Here is a 24,487-nt window from a genome sequence, read left to right on the forward strand (position 1 = left end):
AACTGTTCAGCGCCGCGGCTTATGCGTAGCGTAAAGACATCATCATGGCGGCGCGGCGCGGGCCGCCGGCAAGCACCGGGGGAGATATGTGGCGTGAGATCAGGCCTGACCGGCAAGTGGATATTGAGGTCGACGGTTATCGGGTGACGGCCTACGAGTTCGGCGCGGGCGACGAGACAGTGCTGTGCCTGAACGGCGGTCCGGGGCTGCCCTGCGACTACCCGCGCGAAGCGCAACCCTGCCTCAGCCACCACGGCTACCGGGTGGTGGCGTTTGATCAATTGGGCACCGGCCGGTCCGATCGGCCGGATCTGCCCGGATTATGGACCATGGCGCGCTATGTGCGTGAAGTGGACACCGTACGCCGGGCTATGGGCCTGGAGCGGGTGCATCTGCTTGGTCATTCCTGGGGCGGCTGGCTGGGCATCGAGGTGGTATTGCACCATCCGGGTGCAATCAAACGCCTGATGCTGGAAAATACCGCGGCGGATATACCCCATCAACGCGGCAGGGGGTAGGGAGAATGCACCGTTATCGCTTCGTCCTGTTCCGTCCGCTGCAACTGGTACCGGTATTGCTGGGCATTAGCATCATCACCTTTATGCTGGTGCGCGCCATCCCGGGCGATCCGGCGCGCATTCTGTTGGGGGTGCGCAGCACCCCGGCGGCGATCGCGCGTATTCGCGCCCAGTATGCGTTGGATCAGCCCCTATGGGTTCAGTACGGCTATTTTCTCAATAACCTGCTGCACGGCGAGCTGGGACGCTCCATTGTCTATCGCATCGATACCCTGAAACTGATTATGACCCGCATTGAGCCCACGCTGTGCCTGGTCGCGGGCAGCGTCCTGCTGGCGCTGCTGCTCACCGTGCCGCTGGCCGCCGTCGCCGCCCGCCGGCGGGGGAGCGCCGCCGACCAGGTTATCCGGCTGCTTTCCACCGCCGGACTGGGTTTTCCGGCGTTCTGGCTGGGCATTATGCTGATCCTGCTGTTTAGCGTCACCCTGGGCTGGTTTCCTGTCTCCGGTTATGGCGACGCGTGGAGCGCAAGGCTGCATCACCTGGTGCTGCCCTGCCTGACGGTGGCGCTGGCGCTGTCGGCGGTGCTGACGCGTAACCTGCGCGCCAGCCTGCTGGCGGAGCTGAAGGCGGATTACGTCACCGCCGCCAGGGCGCGCGGGCAGGAGGAGGGACGTATCTTCTGGCGTCATGTCATGCCTAACTCGCTGGTGCCTACGGTCAACCTGCTGGCGGTGAATATCGGCTGGCTTATCGGCAGCACGGTGGTGATTGAAAGCGTCTTTGCCATCCCCGGCATGGGCCAGCTGTTGGTCAAGGCGATATTCAGCCGCGACTATATGGTGGTGCAGGGCGTGGTGATGGTGTTTGCCCTGGCGACGGTGCTGGTCAACCTGCTGGCCGATCTGCTGACCGTGGCCCTGGACCCGAGGGTCACATTATGATGTCCATCCAGGCCGTCCGCCATTTTTCCGTGCGCTGGCTGCCCCGGCGCGCGGCGCTGCGCGCGGGCATGGGTATCCTGCTGATGTGGTGTGTGCTGGCGGCGCTCGCCCCCTGGCTCGCGCCCTTCGATCCCCTTTATCAGAATGCGGATGCGCGCCTGCTGGCCCCTGGCCTGCCGCACCCGTTCGGCACCGATAACTTCGGCCGCGATATTTTCTCCAGGATCCTCTGGGGGGCGCGCGTCGATTTGCAGATCTGCCTGCTGGGCGTGGTGTTTCCGTTTACCATCGGCACCATCGTCGGGGCGTTGTCCGGTTATCTCGGCGGTCCCGTCGACGCTTTCATCATGCGCTGCATCGACATTGTGCTGGCATTTCCCTTCCTGGTGCTGATGCTGTCGATTATCGCCATTATCGGACCGGGGCTGGGCAGCTTTTATATCGCCATGGCGCTGGTGGGCTGGGTTTCCTACGCCCGGCTGGTGCGTTCGCAGGTCCTGATCCTCAAGCATAGCGACTTTATGCTGGCGGCGCGCAGCCTGGGGTTTAGCCACGGACGCATTCTGTTCGCCCATTTATTGCCCAATGCCCTGACCGGCTCCATCGTGTTTTCCATGTCGGACTGCGTGCTGGTGTTGCTGAACGGCGCGGCGGTGAGCTATCTCGGCCTCGGCGTACAGCCGCCGACGGCGGAGTGGGGGGTGATGATTGCCGAAGGGCAGAGCTTCATCACCACCGCCTGGTGGATCACGACTTTTCCGGGACTGGCCATCGTGCTGCTGGCGATGGGCTTCAGCCTGCTGGCCGATGGCCTGGGCGATAAACTGGGGGCACGGCCATGAGCGCGCCGGTACTGCGGGTCAATCACCTGACCGTCAACAACCGCCAGGGCACCGCCCTGGTGGATGATGTTTCCTTTACCCTGGCGGCGGGCGAAATGCTCGGCCTGGTGGGCGAAAGCGGTTCAGGCAAAACCGTCACCTGCCGGGCGCTGATGCGGCTGCTGCCCGGGGAAGGATTAACCATGGGCGGCGGCGAGGCGTGGCTGGGCGAGACCGATATCATGACCCTCGATCCCCGCCAGATGACCCGGGTGCGCGGCCATCAATTGGGCATGATTTTCCAGAATCCCGCCAGCCATCTTAACCCGGTGATGACCGTCGGCGGGCAGATCGCCGAAAGCCGCCGCGCCCATTTCGGCGCCGGGCGGCGGGAGGCGCGTGCGGCGGCCGTCGGCCTGCTGCGCCGGGTGGGCATCCCCGATCCCGAACGGCGGGTGGATCATTACCCGCATGAGTTCTCCGGCGGCATGCGCCAGCGGGCGATGATCGCCGTGGCGCTGGCCTGCGAGCCCAAAATCCTGATTGCCGATGAGCCGACCACCGCGCTGGATGTGACGGTACAGGTGCAAATCCTGCGTTTATTAATGGATCTGCGCGACCGGCTGGGCCTGGCCATCATTATGATCACCCACGATCTGGGCGTGGTGGCGCAAACCTGCGATCGGATCGCGGTGATGTATGCCGGCCGATTGTGCGAGGTCGGCGCCAAACGCCGGGTATTGGCGCAGCCGCTGCACCCCTATACCCAGGGATTGATCGATTGCCAGCCCGTGAGCGAAGGCGGCGGCGGCCGTTTAAAGACCATCGCCGGCCAGCCGCCGTCGGCGGATGGCTTTGCGCCGGGCTGCCGGTTCCATACCCGCTGTCCGCGCGCCGGCGAGGCATGTCCGTCCGTGCAACCGCCGCTGCTGGCCGCGCGCGGCGATCCGGCCCACGGCGCGGCCTGTTTTTATCCTCTGCATGCGTTAACCCACCGGGAGGGATCATGATCACCAACGCCTATCCATTATTGGAAGTCGATGAGCTGCGGGTGTCGTTTCCCCTGTCCGGCGGCAATCCGCTGCGCTGGAACCGGCCGCGGGTTCAGGCGGTGAACGGCGTATCGCTGCGTATCCACCCCGGTGAAACCCTGGGACTGGTGGGCGAGTCCGGCAGCGGTAAAAGCACGCTCGGCCGCGCCATCCTGCAATTGGAGAAAAGCACCGGCGGCAGCGTACGTTTCGACGGCCGCGACGTAACCCACGGCCTGACGAGCGATATCGCCCGCCTGCGCCGGCAGACGGCGATGATTTTCCAGGACCCGTTTTCATCGCTCAATCCCCGCCAGACCATCGGCGCCGCCATCGCCGAAGTGCTGCGCGTGCATCGCAAAGTGCCGCCGGGGGCGATAACCGCCCGGGTGGCCGAACTGCTGACGCTGGTGGGGCTGCAGCCGGCGCAGGCGGATAAGCGGCCGGGCGCCCTGAGCGGCGGGCAGTGCCAGCGGGCCGGCATCGCCCGCGCTCTGGCGCTGGAGCCGCGGCTGATGGTGGCGGATGAATGCGTTGCCGCGCTGGATGTCTCCATCCAGGGGCAGATTATCAATCTGCTGATGGATCTGCGTGAGCGCATGGGGCTGGCGATACTGTTTATCGCCCACGACCTGGCCATTGTCCGCCGCCTGTGCGATCGGGTGGCCGTAATGTACCTGGGACGTATTGTCGAGGAAGGCCCAGTGGAATCGGTATTCCATTTGCCGCGCCATCCGTATACCGCGGCGCTGGTGGCGGCCATTCCGGAAATCAACCCCGATCTGCCGTTGCCCGCCGAGCCGCTGGCCGGCGAACCGCCCAGCCCGATTGCCATTCCGCCGGGGTGCGCCTTTCATCCCCGCTGCCGTTATGCCCGACCCGCTTGCCGTACCGGTTCCACCCCTGATACCCGGCATGTTGCCGACCATGCTTTTGCCTGTGTGCTCGACAGAAATACCGGCGAAGCCGACTTTCCTTTTCAATGAGGTATGTTAACCATGAAGCGTAAGCATTTTAACGTTGCCGCCGCCGCGGTCTTTCTGGCGCTCAGCGCGGTCGGCCAAATCGCCGAAGCCGCCGGGGTATTGAGCATTGGCCGGCGCGAGGATTCCACGACCTTCGACCCGATTAAGTCGGCGCAAAACGCCGATAACTGGGTGTTTTCCAATGTATTCGACGTGCTGGTGCGGGTGGATAAAAACGGCACGCGCCTGGAGCCGGGGCTGGCGGAAAGCTGGGAAATCTCCCCCGACGGCAAGGTCTATACCTTTAAGATGCGCGACGCCAAATTCTCCGACGGGTCGCCGGTGACCGCACAGGATGCGGTGTTCAGCCTGCTGCGCATACGCGATAATGAAGGGTCCTTATGGCGCGACTCCTACAGCGTCATCGATAAAGCCGAAGCCACCGACCCCCACACCCTGGTGGTAACGCTGAAAACGCCGTCCGCGCCGTTCCTCTCGCAACTGGCGCTGCCGAATGTGTCGGTGCTGCCGGAAAAAGTGGTGAAAGCCATGGGCGAGGAGGCGTTTGCCGAAAAACCGGTGGGCTCGGGCGCCTTTAGCGTCAAGTCCTGGACCCGTGGCGAAAAGGTGGTGCTGGTAAAGAACCCCTATTTCTGGCAGGCGGATCGCGTCAAGTTGGACGGCGTGGAATGGCTGACGCTGCCGGACGACAACACACGCATGCTGAAAGTGCAGGCGGGTGAGCTGGACGCGGCGCTATCGGTGCCGTTTTCCCGCATCGCGTCATTGCAAAAAGACCCCAACCTGGACGTGCATCTGGATCGATCCACCCGCGAGGATCATTTGCTGATTAACCACGAGCATGGCGCGTTGGCCAAGGTCGAGGTGCGCCAGGCGCTGGATTTCGCCATTGATAAAAAAGCCATTGTCGATACCGTGACCTTCGGTTTCGGCCATGTCGCCAACTCTTATATTCCCGAGGGCGCGCTGTTTCATTATGCGGACAACCTGCAGCGTCCCTACGATCCCGAGAAAGCCAGGCAGATGCTTAAGGCCGCCGGCGCGGCGGATCTGAAGCTGAATTATGTCGTCAACGCCGGGGATGAGGTGGACGAGCAGATCGCCATTCTGCTGCAACAGCAACTGGCCAAGGCCGGGGTAACGGTGAACCTGCAAAAGGTCGACCCAAGCCAGAGCTGGGATATGCTGGTGGCGGGCGAATATGATATTTCGGTGATGTACTGGACCAACGATATCCTCGATCCGGATCAGAAAACCACCTTTGTGCTGGGCCATGACGCCAATATGAATTACATGACCCGCTATCATAACGATAAGGTCAAGGATCTGGTGGCCGCGGCGCGGGTGGAAATGAATGCCGGCAAGCGGCAGCAGATGTATATCGACCTGCAAAAAATGGCCAAGGCGGACGTGAACTGGATCGATTTATATTACAGCCCCTATCGCAACGTCAGCCGCAAGAATATCAAGGATTTTTACCAGAATCCGCTGGGACGCTTCGCGCTTGAGGATACCGATAAGCTCTAGCCCGAGGGCAGGGGGCGGACATGCGCATGCTCCCTGCACCGGCACGCGTCAGACGGCGGTGAATTCCCCCTTTATCTGCACCAAAAAGCATCATGGCGCCCGTGTTTATGCCTCCCGGCCGGCGCTTTAATCAACGATTCGGCTGTTTTATCAGCATATTGGCCTCAATTCACCGTGCTCCGCTGATGTGGTATGACCTTTGCACCTTTACAAATACTTACATAGCCTAGGACACCATTATGCAAAGCACAAAAGTGGCACCGGTTTTGAAGCGTACGCTGGGGAGTTTCCATTTGTGGGGAATCGCCGTGGGCCTGGTGATTTCCGGCGAGTATTTCGGCTGGAGCTACGGCTGGGCCCAGGCGGGCACGCTGGGCTTCCTGGTCACCGCGGTGGCGGTGGCGGCCATGTATTGCGCCTTTATCTTCAGCTTCACCGAACTGACCACCTCCATACCCCATGCGGGCGGTCCCTTCGCCTACGCCCATCGCGCGTTCGGTCCCACCGGCGGTTTTATTGCCGGTTTCGCCACCCTGGTGGAATTTGTCTTTGCCCCGCCGGCCATCGCCATGGCCATCGGCGCCTATCTTAACGTGCAGTTTCCGGCGCTGGAACCGCGCTGGGTGGCCCTGGCCGCCTATCTGGTGTTTATGACGCTGAATATTCTCGGCGTCAGTATCGCCGCCACGTTCGAGCTACTGGTCACCCTGCTGGCGATATTTGAGCTGTTGGTGTTTATGGGCGTGGTGGCCCCGGGCTTCGACCTGGCCAACTTTACCCGCGGCGGCTGGGCCGGCGCGGAACACTTCAGCGTCGGCGCGTTTTCCGGTATTTTTGCCGCCATTCCGTTTGCCATCTGGTTTTTCCTCGCCATTGAAGGCGCCTCCATGGCGGCCGAAGAGGCCAAGGATCCCCAGCGCACCATTCCCCGCGCCTTTATCGGCGGCATCCTGACCTTAACGGCGCTGGCGCTCGGCGTGATGGTGTTTGCCGGCGGGGTGGGCGACTGGACCAAACTGGCCAATATCAACGACCCGCTGCCGCAGGCGATGAAGATTATCGTCGGCGGCAGCAGCGGCTGGCTGCATATGCTGGTCTGGCTGGGGCTGTTCGGGCTGATTGCGTCGTTCCACGGTATTATCATGGGATACTCGCGCCAGATTTTCGCCCTGGCGCGCGCCGGCTACCTGCCGAAACCGCTCTCCAGGATCAACCGTCGTTTTCGCACGCCGCATCTGGCGATCGTTGCCGGCGGCGTGGTGGGCATCGCGGCGATTTTTTCCGATTCCCTGATTATCATCGGCGGCCAGCCATTAACCGCCAACATCGTTACCATGTCGGTATTCGGTGCTATTGTAATGTATATCATCTCCATGGCGTCACTGTTTAAACTGCGCCGCCTTGAACCCCGGCTTATCCGCCCGTTCCGCGCGCCGCTGTATCCGTTTGCCCCGGCGCTGGCGCTGGTGATGGCGGTCATCTGCCTGGTGGCGATGATCTATTACAATCAAATGCTGTTTATGATTTTCGCCATAATGATGTTATTGGGTTATGCCTATTTCCGCCTGACGCGTTATGCCCGCGACGCGGCGGCGCCGGATCCGCAGCTGACGTTATCGGACTGATCCCGGAGGGTTGATGTTTCACGCCACGCTAAGTCATCGCAGCTACCGTTTTGCCGATTTGCGCGAACTGATGGCCAAGGCATCGCCGGCGCGTTCCGGCGATTACCTGGCCGGAGTGGCCGCCGGCAGCGCCGAGGAGCGTATGGCGGCGCGCATTGCGCTGGCGGATGTGCCGCTGACGGTATTTTTGCAGCAGCCGCTTATTCCTTATGAAACGGATGAGGTCACGCGCCTGATTATCGACGGTCACGACGCGGCGGCCTTTGCTCCCATCGCCCACCTGACGGTGGGCGATTTCCGCGACTGGCTGCTGTCCGAGCGCACCGACAGCGCCCGCCTGGCCCAGGTCGCCGCGGGCATCATGCCGGAAATGGCCGCGGCGGTAAGCAAAATCATGCGTAACCAGGATCTGATCCTGGTGGCGAAAAAATGCCGGGTGATCACCCGCTTTCGCAATACCATCGGCCTGCCGGGCCATATGAGCGTCCGGCTGCAGCCCAATCATCCCACCGACGATCTCAAAGGCATCGCCGCCAGCATGCTCGACGGTTTGCTGTATGGCAGCGGCGATGCGGTGATCGGCATCAATCCCGCCAGCGACAGCCTGCCGCTGTTGGAAAAACTCAACTATATGCTCGATGACGTGATCAGCAGTTTTGCCATTCCCACCCAATCCTGCGTGCTGACCCATGTCACCAATACCATCAAGCTGATTGAGCGCGGCGCGCCGGTAGATTTGGTCTTCCAGTCGATAGCCGGCACCGAGGCGGCCAACGCCGGTTTCGGCATCAACCTCGCGCTGCTGGATGAAGCCCGGCAGGCGGCGCTGAGCCTGAACCGGGGCACGCTGGGCGACAACGTGATGTACTTCGAGACCGGGCAGGGCAGTTGCCTGTCGGCCAATGCCCATCACGGCGTCGATCAGCAGACCTGCGAAGCCCGCGCCTATGCCATCGCGCGCCGCTTTAAACCCTTGCTTATCAATACCGTGGTGGGATTTATCGGACCGGAATATCTCTATGACGGCAAACAGATTATCCGCGCCGGGCTGGAAGATCATTTTTGCGGCAAGCTGCTGGGCGTGCCGCTGGGGTGCGATGTCTGCTATACCAATCATGCCGAGGCCGACCAGGATGATATGGACACGCTGCTGACCCTGCTGGCCGCCGCCGGGCTGACGTTCTTGATCGGGGTGCCGGGCGCGGACGATATCATGCTGAATTATCAAAGCACGTCGTTCCATGACGCCCTGTATGTACGCGAGCTGTTCGGGCTCAAACATGCCCCGGAGTTTTCCGCCTGGCTGCAGCGTATGCAGATTATCAACGCCGACGGGATGCTGCGCGACACCAGCGGCCAGCATCCCCTGCTGCAACATCATGTCCTGGAGTGAGCCATGAGTAAAACTGTCCCGCCGCCGGCCGGCAAATATCCGGTGGGCAATAGCGTCCATGCCAACCCCTGGGAGGGCCTGCGGGAGTTTACCGCGGCGCGCATCGCGCTCGGCCGTTCCGGCTCCAGCCTGCCTACCCGTGAACTGCTCAACTTCGGGCTGGCCCATGCCCAGGCGCGCGACGCGGTGCATCAACCCTTTGACAGCGAATCGCTGGCGCGACAGCTGGAAGCGGATGGCATAACCACGCTTACGGTGCACAGCGCGGCGCAAAACCGGGAGACCTATCTTTGCCGGCCGGACCTGGGCCGCCGTCTTGGCGACGACAGCCGCAAGATGTTAACCGCGTATCCGGATAAACAGGCCGATATCCTGCTGGTAGTCGGCGACGGCCTGTCCTCAAAGGCGGTACATCGCCAGGCGGTGCCGTTTATCCGCGCGTTGACGCCTTACCTGGCGCTGTTGGGGCTGAAAATGGCGCCGGTGGTGCTGGCACACCAGTCGCGGGTGGCCCTGGGGGATGATATCGGCGCCTGCCTGCAGGCGCGGGCGGTGGCAATCCTGATTGGCGAGAGGCCCGGCTTATCCTCGCCTGACAGCCTGGGCATCTATTTTACCTGGGAGCCCCATATCCGGCGCCTGGAGTCGGAACGCAACTGTATCTCCAATATCCGTCCCGAGGGGCTGGATTATCCCCAGGCGGCCTTTAAACTGGCATGGCTGCTTGAACAGGCCGGGCAGCGGCGTTTATCGGGCATCGCGCTGAAGGATGAAAGCGACAATCCGGCCTTATACGGCCTGATTAAGCCCTTGTTTAAACAGGCCGAACGCCTGCCGGGCAAAATGTGATTATACTTATGCGGATAGCGCCGGTTTTCCTGAGCGTTTGACCCGATAAGGATACCTTCACGATATGAGCCACCCTGTTTCCTGTATTTTATCCGTGGACCAGGGACTGCCGTTCGGCCCCGCCGATCTGCTTACCCTGGTTGCGCCAGCGCGGGCCTGGTCCTGTCGCTTTGACATCGCCTTATATCACGATGAGGATTTTGCCGCCCGGGGTATCAGGCTGCCGCCGTCAATCGCCGGCGCCGCCGTTAAACGGCGCGGGGAGTATCTGGCGGGGCGCATCGTCGCCGGACGCGTATTAGAGGATGCGGGCTATCGCCATTTCGATTTGCTGGCGGGGGAAGACCGGGCGCCGGCCTGGCCGGACGACGTGCAGGGCGCGCTGACCCATCACGGCACGCTGGCCATCGGTATAGGCTGGCGGCGCCCAGGCCGTCCGGTATCCGGGTTGGGCGTAGATATCGAAACACTGATTAACGCTCCCCGCGCGCTGGAACTGTGGCCCGGTATCATCAGCGCCTGGGAGCGCGAGTATTTCGCCACCCTGGAACTGCCTTTCGCCGTCGCCCTGACCCTGGCGTTTTCCGCCAAGGAGAGCCTGTTCAAGGCGCTGTATCCCTCGGTCAAGCGTTACTTCGATTTTCTCGACGCGCGCGTGGTCCGCCTGGCCGGCAACCGCATCACCCTGGAGCTGCAGGTCGAACTGACGCCCGCGCTGCCGGTGGGCATGCTGTTTGAATGCGGTTATGCCGTCAGGGAGGAGGATGTGCTGACGGTGCTGGCGATCGGCAACGACTGAGATCCTGCGGCTGCTGCTGGCCCGGCGAGGCTGGCCGGTTTACCAACGAGGCTGGTCGGTTTACCAAATAGTGCGCTTTTCTCCATGTGGAAAAGCCCGCGCCGGCCGATTTCTCCATGTGTAAATATTTGGTTACAAAACTGACGGTTGTTTACGTACTTTAGCCGCAGTATAGTCCCCCGCCTAATAGCTGCCTAGGCAAAGATTATTATGGACCATTTTTCCGCTGACGATATTGATAAGGTCTATGCCTGGGGACGGCAAATCCACCGGTTGAACCTGTGCAAGGATCGTATTCTTGAACGCTATCTGGAACCCTACGAGATTACCGCCGCCCAGTTCAAGGTCATGTTGATGATGAACCGGGACGGTTTAACCACGTCGGCGGAGCTATGCCGCTGCATCTCCCTCGATAGCGGCGCCATGTCGCGCATGCTGGACCGGCTGCAGAATAAAAAGATGATCATGCGGGTGCGCAGCACCACCGATCGACGTCAATTCCATCTGGCGCTGACCGAGCAGGGGCATGCGTTTTGCCGGCAGATCCCGCAGATAGCGCTCAAGTCCTTTAATGATTTACTGGCGCCCCTGACACCCTCAGAACTTAATGAATTCGATCGCCTGCTGAAGAAGCTGGCGATCCCTGCCGGTATTTAAGGAGTAAATTTTACTATGCCGTTGCGCATTCGTTTATTACCGTTGCTCTGCTCGCTGATCCTGGCGGGGTGCGCCCTGCCAAATGGTTTACATACCGAAGGCCGGACGCTTGATGTCGCCAGCCTGCACAGTGAAAACACGCTGAAGGCCAATACCCTGTCCAGCGCCGGCTGGCCGGCTGCCGACTGGTGGAACAGCCTTGGCGACCCGCAGCTTAACCTGCTCATCCAGCAAGCCTTGCGTTCCAGCCCCGATCTGCAGGTGGCGGACGCGCGCGCGCGCCAGGCCAGCGCCACGGTCCTGGCCGCCGAGGCCGATCGCATGCCGACGCTTGATGCTAACGCCGGCATCACGCGCGAACGCATGTCCGCGGTGGACGATCCTACCGGGCAAGGTAAAAGATATGCCACGCTGCGCACCCTGTCGGCGAACTTCGATTACAGCTTCGATTTATGGGGCGGGCAGCGTGCCGCCTGGGAAGCCGCGGTCGGTCGGGCCAACGCCTCGGAGGTCGATCGCCAGGCGGCCAGGCTGACGTTGTCCGCGGACGTGGCGCGCGCCTACAACACCCTGGGCCAGGCCTGGGCGATGCAGGATCTGGCGCAAAAAGATCTGGAGCGCACCCGCACCATGCTGAATCTGGCCTCCAAGCGTCTTAACGCCGGGCTGGACAGTAAATTCCAGTATCAACAGACCGAAAGCCTCGAGGCCTCGGCCGAAGCCAGCCTGACCGACACCCAGCAGCAGGTGCGCGCCGCCGGCATCCGTCTGGCGGTCTTGCTGGGGCAGGGCCCGGATCGCGCCGCCGGCCTGCCGCGGCCGAAGCTGATTGCGCCGTCCGTCGTCAGCCTGCCGCCCACGCTTCCGGCCGAGCTGCTCGGCCGCCGGCCGGATCTGGTGGCCGCGCGCTGGCGGGTCGAGGCGGCAACCAAGGATATCAAGGTCAGCCGTACCGCCTTTTACCCCAACATTAACCTGACCGCCGCCGCCGGCACCAAATCGCTGGTGGGAGACGCGTTCTTTGGCGCGCCAGAACGTTATTTCAGCATTGGACCGGCCCTGTCGCTGCCCATCTTCGACGGCGGCCGCCGTCGCGCCGATCTGGCCGGCAGCAATGCCGATTACGATCTGGCGGTGGCGCAATACAACCAGTCGCTGGTGTCGGCGCTGGGGGATATTGGCGATGCCATTACCCGCCTGAATTCACTGGATATCCAAATCCAGCAGCAAATGCGCGCGCGGGATATCGCCAATGATTCATGGGGCAATGCCATGCAGCGCTACAGCGCGGGCGTCGGCAACTATCTTGATGCCCTGAGCGTAGAACAACAGCTTATCCAGGCCGAGCGTCAGCTGGCCGCGTTGAGTGCCGATCGTACCGACACCGCCATCTTGCTGATGCAGGCGCTGGGCGGCGGCTTTCATTCTTCCGTTTCTTCCAATGCCGCGCAAAACGTGGCCATGAATCAAGCACACTGAGAACTATTTTATGGCTGAGAATTCCACCAACGCTCCAACAGATAACAACGCCGCGCCGGTCAATCCGCCGGCGAAGTCGGGTAAGCGCAGACTGATGTTGTTGATTTTAATGGCGATAATTATTGTGGCCGCTATTGCTTTTGGCCTTTATTATTGGCTGCACGCCCGTTTTTTTGAATCCACCGATGATGCTTATGTCTCCGGCAATCTGGTGCAGATTACGCCGCAGGTGTCGGGTACGGTTACCGCCATCGCCGCCGATGACGGCGACTTTGTCCGCCAGGGCCAGGTATTGGTGCGCCTGGATCCCAGCGATACCATCGTCAACCAGGAAAGCGCCGAGGCCAATCTGGCCAAGGTCGTGCGCCAGGTGCGGGGATTATACAGCAATGTGGATAATTACAAGGCCATGGTGGCGGCGAGCAAAATCCAGCTGCAGCGCGCCCGGGACGACTACCAGCGGCGGGCCAACCTGGCGCGCGACGGGGCGATATCCCAGGAAGAGCTGTCGCATTCACGCGACGCGCTGACCTCGGCGGAAACCTCGCTCACGTCGGCCCAGCAGCAGTTAAGCACCACGTTTGCCCTGGTGGACGACACCACCATCAGTTCCCATCCCGATGTGAAGGCCGCGGCCGCCCAGCTGCGCAAGGCCTATCTGGATCATGTGCGCAGCACCATGGTGGCGCCGGTCAGCGGTTATGTGGCCAAGCGTTCCGTGCAGGTCGGCAGCCGCGTGCAGCCGGGCAGCGCCCTGATGGCGGTGGTGCCGCTGGATCAAATCTGGATCGACGCCAATTTCAAGGAAACACAGCTGGTGAAAATGCGCATCGGCCAGCCCGTGGAAATTGATGCCGACCTTTACGGCGGCGATGTCGCCTATCGCGGCAAGGTCGAAAGCCTGGGCGTCGGCACCGGCAGCGCCTTCTCGCTGCTGCCGGCGCAAAACGCCAGCGGCAACTGGATCAAGATTGTCCAGCGTTTACCGGTGCGCATTCGCCTGGAGCCCGATCATCTGGATAAATTCCCGCTGCGCATAGGGCTGTCCACCAACGTGACCGTGAACCTGCACAACCAGGACGGCCCCGTGTTGGCGGTTAATCCGCAAGAGCAGCCGCGTTTCGCCACCGATGTCTACGACCATCAACTGGTGGAAGCCGATAAGCTGGTGGCCCGCATCATCCATGAAAATGGCGAGCAGGCCATGGCCGCCGGCCAGGGTAAAAATTAATGCGGAGTCGCCATGAGTGAACAATCGTTTCGTCCGCCCAGCCTGGTCTTGGCCACCATCGGACTGTCGCTGGCGACATTTATGCAGGTACTGGATACCACGATTGCCAACGTGGCGTTGCCGACCATTTCCGGCAATCTGGGCGTCAGCTCGGAGCAGGGGACCTGGGTTATTACCTCGTTCGCGGTCTCCAACGCCATCGCCCTGCCGTTGACCGGTTGGATGTCGCGGCGCTTCGGCCAGACCAAACTGTTCCTGGCGTCGGTGCTGCTGTTTATCATCACCTCGTTTTTGTGCGGTATTTCGCAAAGCATGACGCAATTGGTCATTTTCCGCGCCTTGCAGGGGTTCTTCGCCGGTCCGCTGTATCCCATGGCGCAGACCCTGCTGCTGTCGATTTATCCCGCCGCCAAGCGGGGGATGGCGCTGTCGCTGCTGGCCATGGTGACGGTGGTGGCGCCCATTGTCGGTCCGCTGGCGGGCGGCTGGATTACCGATAACTACACCTGGCCGTGGATCTTCTTTATCAACGTACCCATAGGTATATTTGCCGCCATGCTGGTGTTCGCCCAGTTAAAGGGGCGCCCGGAGGAGCAGGAGCACCAGCCTATAGATTATATCGGCCTGGGCCTGCTGGTGGTGGGCGTCGGCCTGCTGCAGGTGGTGCTGGATAAAGGAAACGACCTGGACTGGTTTGGGTCCAACTTTATTATCATCGGCGCGCTGATTGCCGCTATCTCGCTGACAGCCCTGGTGATTTGGGAGTTTACCGATAAACATCCCATCGTTAATCTGCGACTGTTCCGCTACCGCAACTTTTCATTCGGCACCCTGGCGCTGGTATTGGGGTATTCGGGCTTTTTCGGCATCAATCTGTTACTGCCGCAGTGGCTGCAAACCCAATTAGGCTACACACCGGTTTGGGCGGGGCTGGCGGCGGCGCCGATCGGCATACTGCCGGTATTCATGTCGCCGTTGGTGGGGCGCTATGCCCATAAGTTCGACCTCAGGCTGCTGGCGGGCGGCTCCTTCCTGGTGATCGGCGTCAGCTGCTTTATGCGCGCTGATTTCACCACCCAGGTGGATTATTATCATATTGCGATGATCCAGGGCTTTATGGGGATCGGCGTGGCGCTGTTTTTTATGCCGACCACCAGTATCCTGCTCTCGAGCCTGTCGCCAAGGGAGATTGCCGACGGATCGGGACTGGCAACCTTCCTGCGCGTATTGGGCGGCAGTTTTGCCTCTTCGTTAACCACCTGGATTTGGCAACGGCGTGAAATTTTCCACCATGCGCAGTTGACGGAAAACATCACGCCCTACAGCGCCAACACCCAGGAGTACATCGCCGGGCTGGGGGGCGCCAGCCAGACTGCCATGGCGCAACTGGATAAGCTGGTGGAAAGCCAGGCGTATATGCTCTCCACCATTGACTACTTTACCCTGCTGGGCTGGATGTTTTTTGCCCTGATCCTGGTTATCTGGCTGGCGAAACCGCCGTTCAGCGCCCAGGGCGGCGGGGGCGGGGCACACTAACGTCATTGCGCGCATTCTTCATGGCGGCGTCCGGGCGTCGCCATGACTATCCATGACTTCACGGATAAGATCGATAAACATGCGTAAACCGGCCGGCACCAGCCGGTGTCCCGGATAATACAGGCGCAGCCCCGCAAACCGCGGACACCAGTCTTCCAGTACCGGCGACAGCGCGCCGGACAACAGATAGGGCGCCGCCGCCGATTCACTCACCCAGGCCAGACCGGCGCCCGCCAGGGCTGCGTCGATCATCAGCGGCTGGTTATCCAGCGTCAGCGGGCCGCTCACATTCACCACCCGCTTTTCGCCCCGTCGTTCAAATTGCCAATGCAGCGGCGCGCCGCTGGGCAGCAGGCTGCGCAGGCAGCGGTGCCGGACAAGTTCGCCCGGCTCCTGCGCACGGCCGTATAAGGCAAAATACGCCGGCGCGCCCACCACCAGAAAACGCAGCGGCGGCGAGCAGGGCACGGCAATCATATCCAGCGGCACGCTTTCCGCCAGCCGGATGCCGGCGTCGAAGCCCTCCGCGACGATATCCACCAGCCGGCCGTCGGCCACGATCTCCACCGTCATATCGGGATAACGGCGCAAAAATTCCAGCACGATCGGCCGCAGGATCATCCTGGCCGCCGCTTCGGCGGTATTGAGCCGCAGGCGCCCGGACGGCGTCAGGCGAAACCGGTTGACGCCCTCCATGGCCGCATCGATTTCATTGAGCGCCGGGCGCACCCGGTTTAGCAATTGTTCGCCAGCCTGGGATAATGAAACGCTGCGGGTGGTGCGGTTAAACAGACGCACCCCCAGACGGCTTTCCAGCGTCGCCACCCGGTGGCTAAGCGCCGACGGTGAAATGCCGAGCTGGCTGGCGGCCTGACGGAAACTGCCGGCCGACGCCACCGCGTCTATAGCCTGCAGTTCGAACAATGCCGTATTCTTCATTGTGCTATTTCCTGCATCAAATCATGTCAAATTAGGCCTATTGTTGCATGCTTTCAACGGATTTATGCTGGCCGCAGGCATTCACGCCTTTCCAACGGAGTCTGTCACCCATGGCAAAAACCCTGCTCATCACCGGCACCTCTTCAGGCATCGGCCTGGCCGCCGCCGGCTATTTTGCCGATCAAGGCTGGAACGTGGTCGCCACGCTACGCCACCCGCAGCCGGAATCCCCGCTGGCCGGGCGCGATAATATCTTGCTGACCAGGCTGGATGTGGAGGATGCGCACAGCATCGGCGACGCCATCGACGCCGGCATGCAACGCTTTGGCGCTATCGACGCGCTGGTCAATAACGCCGGCTTCGGCCAGTTCGGACTGTTTGAGGCCGTGACCGAGGCCCAGATCCAGCGGCAGTTCGCCGTCAACGTTTTCGGGGTCATGGCGGTGACACGGGCGCTGCTGCCGCATTTTCGCCGCCAGGGCAGCGGCACTATTATCAATCTCAGTTCCGGCGCCGGCCTGTTCACCCTGCCGATGATTTCGCTTTATTGCGCCAGTAAATTTGCCCTGGAGGGGTTTAGCGAAGCGCTGGCCTATGAGCTGGCGGCGGTGGGCATCGGCGTAAAACTGGTTATCCCGCACGGCGGCGTGACGGAAACCCGGTTTGTCGAGCGCCAGGGCGAATATCAAGCCCAGGATAAAGGATTAACCGATTACGCGCTTTTTATCGCCAAGACGCAGCGGGCATTTGCCGCGCTGGGCGCGGCCAGGACCATCAGTGCGCTGGATGTGGCCAAGGTTATCCATGAGGCGGCCACCGATGGGTCGGATCGTTTGCGTTATCTGATCGGGGACGATAGCCGGGGATTTATCCGCGCCCGGCGCGAATTGCCCGAGGATGAGTATATTGCTTTTATGCGGGAAAGATTTTGCTGACAGCCCGGCTGCGGATAACGCAAAGGGAGCCATCAGGCTCCCGGGTGGTCATCAACGGAGTGCTTATTGCAGATGGGTTTTCAGTTCGGTCGCGGCCTGCAGGACTTGGGAACGCACCGCCGGCACCTGGCTTAACGGGTTTAACAAGCCGAAGTCATGGATCATGCCGTTATAACGGGTGATGGTAACGTCTACGCCGGCGGCATCCAGTTTGCGGCCATAGGCTTCACCCTCATCGCGCAGTACGTCCAGCTCGGCGGTTTGGATAAGCGTCGGCGGCAGGCCTTTCAACTGGGCCGGGGTTGCCATCAGCGGCGAGGCGTGAATATCCTTGCGCTGCGCGACATCCTTGGTATAAGCATCCCAGAACCATTTCATCATATTACGCGTTAGGAAATGGCCGTTGGCGTAGGTTTTATAGGAAACAGTATCGAAATTCGCGTTGGTCACCGGCCACATCAGGGCTTCGAAACGGATTTTCGGCGCGCCTTTTTCTTTTGCCATCAGCGCCACCACCGTCGCCATATTGCCGCCGACGCTGTTGCCGGCCACGGCGAGACGTGAGCCGTCGACGCCGATTTCCGCTCCATGTTCGGCTACCCAGCGCGTTGCGTCATAGGCCTGGTTGATGGCCACCGGATAATGCGCTTCTGGGGAAGGCGTGTAATTTACAAATACCGCCGCCGCTCCGGATTCCACGACCAAATCACGCACCAGGCGTTCATGGGTGGGGAAGTCGCCCAGGATCCAGCCGCCGCCGTGGAAGAACATAAATACCGGCAGCGTGCCGCTGGCGCCGGCAGGTTTGACGATGGTCAGGGAGATATCCTTCCCGTCGACGTTAATGGTTTTTTCGCTGACATCGGCCGGCGGCAGCTTGGCGTTGGCTTGCGCATCAACCAATACCTGGCGTGCATCTTGCGGCGAAAGCTGCTCCATGGGTTTGCCGCCCTGGCTGTTTAACGCGTTCAGGAACGCCTGGACCTGGCGATCGGCGGCGGAGGTCTGGGCCGCGGCAAACGCGCTGCTCATGCCGAGCGTCAACAGTGAAGCGGTAAACAGGGTGGTTAATTTGTTCATGATAAATTTCCTTGTGTGATAAAAGGTATCGCCGGGGGCGATGGTGACGGTTATGCTACGCACATCATTAAATAGTGAAATAATATATAGCACACTATTTAATTGGTTGTAACTCTGTCCTGAAAACGTTAGCACAGGTGCGGTGTCTTGTAGGTTAACTGGGTCTTTCCGGCCTTGCTAAGTTCCCTGGAGGTAATTTAGTTAACTCGATATTAAATAGCAAGCTATTTAATAAGTTTTTTTTAGCCACCCCAGCCGCTCGCGTTCCCCGCGAGCCGATTGACGGCGCCGCTTGTGGGATAGGTACATGTTTAAAAAACATTTAATCAGATTAATTTTCGGTCTGTGTTCGCTGAAAGCAGTATACACATCCGACAGCTATGCCAGCCTGTTTCTGGCCCGATGACAAAATATATCGCCTCCCGCAGTGGGTTTTACTGTAAGGTACCGCCGGGCCAGAAGATGGTTATGACATCCATCAATTAAGTTCAAAAGCCATGAGTCGGGGGAAACATATTTCCCAAAAAATAACGCACAGCCTGATGGTAGTGCGTTCTGCATGGGCGTCTGGTCGTCAGTCCTTTTTGCGCTCCGCAAGTAACGCTGAAATTGCCTGCGAAGCCATGATGGCCCGGGGGAAACCACCCGGAATAATCACGATATTGGCGATTTCCTTAATTTCTTCTTCGCTGGCACCGTGATTGAGGGCATAACCGGCATGAATCTTCAAAAAATCCGTCAGACCCAGCGCTGCGAAAGCCGTACAAAGCGCAATCTGACGCGTGCGAATGTCCAACACGCCGGTGCGATCGAAAATTTCACCAACCGCGAATGCACTCACGGCATTTGAAAGAAACGGGAAGTCACGTTCCAGTGCATCCAGTGAAGCAGGCTGCGGTGCGCCATTGGTCAGTAGACGTATGATTTCCTCACCTCGCTGACGACGTTCAGTGGTGGTCTGGCTGAGGTTAATAGCGGATTGTGTCATGTTTATTTCTCCTGTGTTTGGTCACGGGGCGGCACCGGAGGGCTGAGGTAATCGGTCGTGTCAAGAATCAATCCATCACGGACCCGCCAGATGAAACACGCTTCCAGATCAAAATGTTCCATCCCGAAACCCTTTTCACCGTGGTAGGTGAAGGAACCGATCACCAGTTCGGGGTCCGTGGTATCAATGAAATGAATCGGTGTCGCACGCAATTTCACTCCTGTGGCGAAAAAACGTTCAAAATGCTGTTTTAGGCCTTTACGTCCTTGCAGCAACGAGCGCTCATCACGTGCGATGGGATGGCGGACAACTGCGTCAGGTGCATACAGCATGTGCAGTTCGTGCCAGTTATCACTCGAAATATCATCGACCAGCTTTTGCATCGCTGCCCTGGGTGTTAAGTGGATCATGTGATATCTCCTTTCCGATTAGGAAGATTGCAGCTTGTCGAGCGAACTGGCGAAGTCGTTTTTCTCAAACTCCACCGTCTGCGCTCCCATAGCGAGAAACGATTTCATCCGGCGTTGAGCTTCGCCACTCACCAGCGTCTGATTAAGGGTATGACTCTCTTCGAGCAGGCCGAGATGGATCGGCAGATGATCGGCAGCATCCACCGCCACTTTGGTGAGTGCGATAGCCTGCGCCGGGAAAGTTGCAATCCGGTGGGCTAGCCTCTTCACAAAGGGTTTGAGCTCGGCCACTGGCATCGCACGGTTGATAAAGCCATAACGTTCAGCCACATCAGCGGCGATTTCATCGCATCCCAGAATCACTTCAAGTGCCCGCATACGTCCCAGTAGGCGTGGCAGGCGCTGTGACCCCGTTGCACCAGGCAGCACGCCCATAGCCACCTCGAATTGCATCAGGACCGAGCGATCAGAGGCAAAAGCCATATCACAGGAGGTAAGAAACTCCGGCCCAATCCCGACTGCACGCCCGTCAAGCATAGCGATAGTGGCCTTAGGCAGCGTTCGCAGTGTTTCCAGAAGGGTTTGCAGTGGGTTGAGTGTGTTGCCTTTCGGCGGCACCCGATCACGGGGGCCGAGAAAGAGGTTGAGATCCGCATGTCCGATAAAAAAATCGGGGTCAGCACTGTCGAACACAATGGTGCGTACCCTATCATCCGTTCGCAATTCCTCAAGCAGTAGTGTCAGTTCCCCGATCACTTCAGGGGTGACGAGATTGAGGGGAGGATTGTCAAACGTGACAGTGGCCACGCCATCATCCAGTTGCTTACGCAGGGTGGAATATCGCTTGTCAGGCATCAAGGTTCTCCTATTAGTGTGTCTAGTGTGTCGACAAGCATACATATTATAAATAAAATGATAATCGCCGTTATTTTCAATTAACTATGTCAGTTAGGATATATAATTTACACCTCTATGAAATCGACTCTATTTAAAGACTACGAAGCGTTCATCGCTGTTGCGACAGCCGGTAGCTTTAATGGCGGGGCTCGTCTGCTGGAGATTAGCCCTTCAGCGATGAGCCAGATCATTCGTCGCCTGGAGGAGCGGACCGGGGTCCAGCTTTTTCATCGTACCACTCGAAGTGTGTCCACAACCGATCAGGGGGCACAACTGTTGGCACGCCTGAGCCTGGCGTTTCAGGAAATTGAAGCCGCAACCCGGGAACTATCCTGGCAACGTGAACACCCGGTCGGGAATGTCAGGCTCGTTATGCCGCGCGTTGCCTGGAATGATCTGATCGCCCCTCGTCTTGCGACATTTCATACCTCATACCCGGAAATCACTCTGGAAGTTCGTCTGGACGATGCCTGGATCGACATCGTCAGTGAGGGATATGACATTGGTTTTCGCTTAGGTGAATACATACACCCGGAAACGGTCGCCTTTCCGGTTGGCCCTGCACTACGACAAATTCCGGTGGCTTCCCCCGATTACCTTGCGACCAATGGAACACCAGAACACCCCAGAGACCTGGCTCGCCATCGATGTATTAACTGGCGGCAGCAGCCTGATGCCTCGCCTTATAACTGGGAGTTCAGTAAAGGCAGCGAGAAAATCACCCTTGCAGTACAGGGGCCACTGACCATCAATGATCGGCGTGCAGCGGTACGGGCCGCAACAGAGGGTCTGGGTATTGCCATGTGGGTCGAGCACCATTTACAGGAAGAGATTGATAGCGGGAAGCTGGTGCCTTTGTTGCAGGAGTGGTGTCCTGTCTATCAGGGCTTCTGGGCCTACTATTACCGTGATAAGCACATCAGCGCAGCAACCAGAGCCGTGCTCGATTTTTTACGCAGCAAAACCGCGGCGGTATAGCTGAAGTTATCGGGCCAGTGTCACCCCGGAACGAAAGCTGTTGGGTCGTGCAGGATGACTCGGCCGCTGGCCTCGCCCTTCGGGTCGTCGCCTGGCGGCAACGCTGTCTCGCTGCGCTCGACCCGAACCTGCGCAGGTTCAAATCCGCACGACGCGCGAAATATTGAGGTATTGGCCTGGTTTGAAGTTTGAGGGGTATTCTTGAAAGTGGTGGGTCGTGCAGGATGACTCGGCCGCTGGCCTCGCCCTTCGGGTCGTCGCCTGGCGGCAACGCTGTCTCGCTGCGCTCGACTCGAACCTGCGCAGGTTCAAATCCGCACGACGCGCGAAATATTGTAGTATTGGCTTGGTTTGAAGATTGGGGGGGTATTCTTGAAAGTGGTGGGTCGTGCAGGATGACTCGGCCGCTGGCCTCGCCCTTCGGGTCGTCGCCTGGCGGCAACGCTGTCTCGCTGCGCTCGACTCGAACCTGCGCAGGTTCAAATCCGCACGACACGCGAAATATTGAGGTATTGGCTTGGTTTGAAGTTTGGGGGGTATTCTTGAAAGTGGTGGGTCGTGCAGGATGACTCGGCCGCTGGCCTCGCCCTTCGGGTCGTCGCCTGGCGGCAACGCTGTCTCGCTGCGCTCGACTCGAACCTGCGCAGGTTCAAATCCGCACGACACGCGAAATATTGAGGTATTGGCTTGGTTTGAAGTTTGGGGGGTATTCTTGAAAGTGGTGGGTCGTGCAGGATTCGAACCTGCGACCAATTGATTAAAAGTCAACTGCTCTACCAACTGAGCTAACGACCCACTTAAAAGGACAGAAATGGTGGGTGATGACGGGATCGAACCGCCGACCCTCTCCTTGTAAGGGAGATGCTCTCCCAGCTGAGCTAATCACCCATTTCTGTAAACGAACATCAAAACAATACCGACTTAAGAAGTGGTGGGTGATGACGGGATCGAACCGCCGACCCTCTCCTTGTAAGGGAGATGCTCTCCCAGCTGAGCTAATCACCCACTTCTTACCGCGTATTACTTCTATTTCTCACAGCGGAGCCACTTAGAAAATTAAGTGGTGGGTGATGACGGGATCGAACCGCCGACCCTCTCCTTGTAAGGGAGATGCTCTCCCAGCTGAGCTAATCACCCCGCCGTGTGGAGTCGCATTATAGGGATACTGCCAAGTGAGTCAACGATTTTTGAAAGTAAAAAGTGTGTTCGTCGTAAAATTAGTCAAGATGAACGGGTTTGCGCCTTTAATCTCTGCAAAAGGAGCAGCAAAAGTGGAACAGCGTTGAGGAATCGGGCTGGAGTGGTAGAATATTGTCCACTTTTTATAACCGGCCGGGAGCATTGCTCCCGACTGTCAGCCATGCGTAATAAGGCAGTGTTCCTGATGAAAATTAAAACCCGTTTTGCGCCCAGCCCCACCGGCTATCTTCATGTCGGCGGCGCCCGTACCGCTTTATATTCATGGCTGTTTGCCCGTAGCCAGGGCGGGGAGTTCGTGCTGCGTATCGAGGATACCGATCTTGAGCGCTCCACCCAGGAAGCTATCAACGCCATTATGGACGGAATGAACTGGCTGAACCTGGATTGGGATGAAGGTCCTTACTACCAGACCAAACGTTTCGACCGTTATAACGCGGTGATCGACGACATGCTGGTGCAGGGCACCGCCTATAAATGCTATTGCTCCAGGGAGCGCCTGGAAGCCCTGCGCGAGCAGCAAATGGCCAACGGCGAGAAACCGCGTTACGACGGCCGCTGCCGCCACAGCCATGAACAGCATGACGATGCCGAGCCTTGCGTGGTGCGTTTCGCCAATCCCCAGGACGGCTCGGTTATCTTTAATGATAATATTCGCGGCCCGATTGAATTTAGCAACCAAGAGCTTGACGACCTGATTATCCGCCGTACCGACGGCTCGCCCACCTATAATTTCTGCGTGGTGATTGACGACTGGGATATGGCAATCACCCATGTTATCCGCGGTGAGGATCATATCAACAACACGCCGCGCCAGATCAATATTCTCAAGGCCCTGGGCGCGCCGGTGCCCGAATATGCCCACGTCTCGATGATCCTGGGCGACGACGGCAAGAAGCTGTCCAAACGCCACGGCGCGGTGGGCGTAATGCAGTACCGCGACGACGGTTTTCTGCCTGAGGCCCTGCTGAATTACCTGGTGCGCCTGGGCTGGTCCCATGGTGATCAGGAAATTTTCTCCATCGAAGAAATGAAGCGGCTGTTTACCCTGGACGATATCAGCAAATCGGCCAGCGCCTTTAACACCGAAAAGCTGCTGTGGCTTAATCACCACTACATTAATCATCTGCCGCCGGAATACGTCGCCACCCACCTGGTATGGCATATGGAACAAGCGGGCATTGATACCCGCAATGGGCCGCAACTGGCGGAGCTGGTGACATTACTCGGCGATCGCTGCAAGACCCTGAAAGAAATGGCGGCCTCATGCCATTATTTCTATGAGGATTTCGAGCAGTTCGATGCCGACGCGGCCAAAAAACATCTGCGCCTGGTGGCCCGCGAGCCGTTGGTGCTGGCGCGCGCCAAACTGGCCGCCCTGACGTCGTGGTCGCCTGAACACGTGCATAACGCTATCGAGGAGACGGCGGCGGAGCTCAACGTGGGCATGGGCAAGGTAGGGATGCCGCTGCGCGTGGCGGTCACCGGCGCGGGCCAGTCGCCGGCGCTGGATGTCACCGTCCATGCCGTCGGACAGTCACGTTCGTTGGCCCGTATCGATAAGGCGCTGGACTATATCGCCCAGCGCGCCGGATAAACCGTTCGTTATCGAGGATTTGACGGCTTTTTCAGCGTTTGATGCGTTAATTTCAATTAGCCGTTGACAC

The 24,487-nt window shown here is 59.4% G+C and carries 21 protein-coding genes, 4 tRNA genes, 4 other RNA genes and 1 pseudogene; 17 read left to right on the top strand and 13 right to left on the bottom strand.

Annotation, left to right across the window (positions count from 1 at the left end; genetic code table 11):
- Window positions 1-86: 86 nt before the first annotated feature.
- From ACL2XM_RS02110 to ACL2XM_RS02175, 14 genes and pseudogenes are all read left to right on the top strand, one after another.
- Window positions 87-500: pseudogene (locus ACL2XM_RS02110) on the top strand (alpha/beta fold hydrolase); the annotation flags it as partial.
- Between the two features lie 23 nt (window positions 501-523).
- A complete protein-coding gene (locus tag ACL2XM_RS02115) occupies window positions 524-1,462 on the top strand; it encodes an ABC transporter permease (RefSeq protein ID WP_413732222.1) in 939 nt (312 codons plus the stop codon).
- Window positions 1,459-2,304: an ABC transporter permease gene (locus ACL2XM_RS02120; protein ID WP_413732224.1), complete on the top strand. Its 846-nt coding sequence runs from the start codon at window positions 1,459-1,461 to the stop codon at window positions 2,302-2,304. Before ACL2XM_RS02115 ends, ACL2XM_RS02120 begins: the two co-directional genes overlap by 4 nt.
- Entirely contained in the window at window positions 2,301-3,293 is a 993-nt protein-coding gene (locus ACL2XM_RS02125) for an ABC transporter ATP-binding protein (RefSeq protein WP_413732226.1), read from the top strand. Before ACL2XM_RS02120 ends, ACL2XM_RS02125 begins: the two co-directional genes overlap by 4 nt.
- Entirely contained in the window at window positions 3,290-4,300 is a 1,011-nt protein-coding gene (locus ACL2XM_RS02130) for an ABC transporter ATP-binding protein (protein ID WP_410014131.1), read from the top strand. The genes ACL2XM_RS02125 and ACL2XM_RS02130 overlap by 4 nt, the downstream gene beginning before the upstream one ends.
- Before the next feature lie 12 nt (window positions 4,301-4,312).
- Window positions 4,313-5,827, top strand: a complete 1,515-nt coding sequence (locus ACL2XM_RS02135) for an ABC transporter substrate-binding protein (RefSeq protein WP_413732227.1) — start codon at window positions 4,313-4,315, stop codon at window positions 5,825-5,827.
- A gap of 239 nt (window positions 5,828-6,066) precedes the next feature.
- Window positions 6,067-7,452, top strand: coding sequence for an ethanolamine permease (gene eat / locus ACL2XM_RS02140; protein ID WP_410014133.1), 1,386 nt, complete (start codon window positions 6,067-6,069; stop codon window positions 7,450-7,452).
- A 13-nt stretch (window positions 7,453-7,465) separates the two neighbouring features.
- Entirely contained in the window at window positions 7,466-8,845 is a 1,380-nt protein-coding gene (locus ACL2XM_RS02145; RefSeq protein ID WP_413732229.1) for an ethanolamine ammonia-lyase subunit EutB, read from the top strand.
- Between the two features lie 42 nt (window positions 8,846-8,887).
- Complete coding sequence (gene eutC / locus ACL2XM_RS02150; protein ID WP_410016757.1) at window positions 8,888-9,694, top strand: ethanolamine ammonia-lyase subunit EutC; 807 nt, start codon at window positions 8,888-8,890, stop codon at window positions 9,692-9,694.
- Window positions 9,695-9,758: 64 nt separating this feature from the next.
- Window positions 9,759-10,493, top strand: coding sequence for a 4'-phosphopantetheinyl transferase family protein (locus ACL2XM_RS02155; RefSeq protein ID WP_413732230.1), 735 nt, complete (start codon window positions 9,759-9,761; stop codon window positions 10,491-10,493).
- Between the two features lie 210 nt (window positions 10,494-10,703).
- A complete protein-coding gene (locus ACL2XM_RS02160) occupies window positions 10,704-11,150 on the top strand; it encodes a MarR family winged helix-turn-helix transcriptional regulator (protein WP_410014136.1) in 447 nt (148 codons plus the stop codon).
- A gap of 15 nt (window positions 11,151-11,165) precedes the next feature.
- Entirely contained in the window at window positions 11,166-12,629 is a 1,464-nt protein-coding gene (locus ACL2XM_RS02165; protein ID WP_410014137.1) for an efflux transporter outer membrane subunit, read from the top strand.
- Between the two features lie 10 nt (window positions 12,630-12,639).
- A complete protein-coding gene (locus ACL2XM_RS02170; protein ID WP_410014138.1) occupies window positions 12,640-13,860 on the top strand; it encodes an efflux RND transporter periplasmic adaptor subunit in 1,221 nt (406 codons plus the stop codon).
- Between the two features lie 12 nt (window positions 13,861-13,872).
- Window positions 13,873-15,396, top strand: coding sequence for a DHA2 family efflux MFS transporter permease subunit (locus ACL2XM_RS02175; RefSeq protein ID WP_410014139.1), 1,524 nt, complete (start codon window positions 13,873-13,875; stop codon window positions 15,394-15,396).
- An 18-nt stretch (window positions 15,397-15,414) separates the two neighbouring features.
- On the opposite strand, the gene ACL2XM_RS02180 is transcribed toward ACL2XM_RS02175, so the two are convergent.
- Window positions 15,415-16,335 (bottom strand): LysR family transcriptional regulator, encoded by a 921-nt coding sequence (locus ACL2XM_RS02180; RefSeq protein ID WP_410014140.1) that lies wholly within the window; start codon window positions 16,333-16,335, stop codon window positions 15,415-15,417.
- A 110-nt stretch (window positions 16,336-16,445) separates the two neighbouring features.
- Here ACL2XM_RS02180 and ACL2XM_RS02185 point away from each other — a divergent pair, with 110 nt between their 5' ends.
- Window positions 16,446-17,270 (top strand): SDR family oxidoreductase, encoded by an 825-nt coding sequence (locus ACL2XM_RS02185; protein WP_410014141.1) that lies wholly within the window; start codon window positions 16,446-16,448, stop codon window positions 17,268-17,270.
- A 63-nt stretch (window positions 17,271-17,333) separates the two neighbouring features.
- Here ACL2XM_RS02185 and ACL2XM_RS02190 read toward each other — a convergent pair whose 3' ends face one another.
- The 4 genes from ACL2XM_RS02190 to ACL2XM_RS02205 all read right to left on the bottom strand — a co-directional run bounded on the left by ACL2XM_RS02190 (window position 17,334) and on the right by ACL2XM_RS02205 (window position 20,603).
- A complete protein-coding gene (locus ACL2XM_RS02190) occupies window positions 17,334-18,302 on the bottom strand; it encodes an alpha/beta hydrolase (RefSeq protein WP_410016758.1) in 969 nt (322 codons plus the stop codon).
- 622 nt (window positions 18,303-18,924) lie between these two features.
- Complete coding sequence (locus ACL2XM_RS02195) at window positions 18,925-19,338, bottom strand: carboxymuconolactone decarboxylase family protein (protein ID WP_413723366.1); 414 nt, start codon at window positions 19,336-19,338, stop codon at window positions 18,925-18,927.
- Between the two features lie 2 nt (window positions 19,339-19,340).
- Window positions 19,341-19,748 carry a nuclear transport factor 2 family protein gene (locus ACL2XM_RS02200; RefSeq protein ID WP_413723365.1) on the bottom strand — a complete coding sequence of 136 codons (408 nt, stop codon included), beginning with the start codon at window positions 19,746-19,748 and terminating at the stop codon, window positions 19,341-19,343.
- 18 nt (window positions 19,749-19,766) lie between these two features.
- On the bottom strand, window positions 19,767-20,603 hold the full coding sequence (locus ACL2XM_RS02205) for an enoyl-CoA hydratase/isomerase family protein (protein WP_413723364.1): 837 nt from the start codon (window positions 20,601-20,603) through the stop codon (window positions 19,767-19,769).
- A gap of 117 nt (window positions 20,604-20,720) precedes the next feature.
- Between ACL2XM_RS02205 and ACL2XM_RS02210 the strand changes: the two genes are divergently transcribed.
- Window positions 20,721-21,623 carry a LysR substrate-binding domain-containing protein gene (locus tag ACL2XM_RS02210; RefSeq protein WP_413729708.1) on the top strand — a complete coding sequence of 301 codons (903 nt, stop codon included), beginning with the start codon at window positions 20,721-20,723 and terminating at the stop codon, window positions 21,621-21,623.
- 38 nt (window positions 21,624-21,661) lie between these two features.
- Here the strand turns inward: ACL2XM_RS02210 and ACL2XM_RS02215 are convergent.
- The 8 genes from ACL2XM_RS02215 to ACL2XM_RS02250 form a co-directional block, all read right to left on the bottom strand.
- A non-coding RNA gene (locus ACL2XM_RS02215) (RtT sRNA) lies at window positions 21,662-21,787 on the bottom strand.
- A 44-nt stretch (window positions 21,788-21,831) separates the two neighbouring features.
- Window positions 21,832-21,957, bottom strand: a non-coding RNA gene (locus ACL2XM_RS02220) — RtT sRNA.
- Between the two features lie 45 nt (window positions 21,958-22,002).
- Window positions 22,003-22,128: non-coding RNA, RtT sRNA (locus ACL2XM_RS02225), on the bottom strand.
- 44 nt (window positions 22,129-22,172) lie between these two features.
- Window positions 22,173-22,298, bottom strand: a non-coding RNA gene (locus ACL2XM_RS02230) — RtT sRNA.
- A gap of 44 nt (window positions 22,299-22,342) precedes the next feature.
- A tRNA-Lys gene (locus ACL2XM_RS02235) sits at window positions 22,343-22,418 on the bottom strand.
- Between the two features lie 17 nt (window positions 22,419-22,435).
- Window positions 22,436-22,511, bottom strand: a tRNA-Val gene (locus ACL2XM_RS02240).
- A 41-nt stretch (window positions 22,512-22,552) separates the two neighbouring features.
- A tRNA-Val gene (locus ACL2XM_RS02245) sits at window positions 22,553-22,628 on the bottom strand.
- A gap of 56 nt (window positions 22,629-22,684) precedes the next feature.
- A tRNA-Val gene (locus ACL2XM_RS02250) sits at window positions 22,685-22,760 on the bottom strand.
- A 247-nt stretch (window positions 22,761-23,007) separates the two neighbouring features.
- On the opposite strand from ACL2XM_RS02250, the gene gltX reads away from it, so the two are divergent.
- Entirely contained in the window at window positions 23,008-24,417 is a 1,410-nt protein-coding gene (gene gltX / locus ACL2XM_RS02255; protein WP_413723362.1) for a glutamate--tRNA ligase, read from the top strand.
- Window positions 24,418-24,487 lie beyond the last annotated feature (70 nt).

Origin of the sequence: Sodalis sp. RH20 (assembly GCF_047324205.1) — a bacterium.
In the GTDB taxonomy this organism is placed as follows: Bacteria; Pseudomonadota; Gammaproteobacteria; order Enterobacterales; family Enterobacteriaceae; genus Acerihabitans.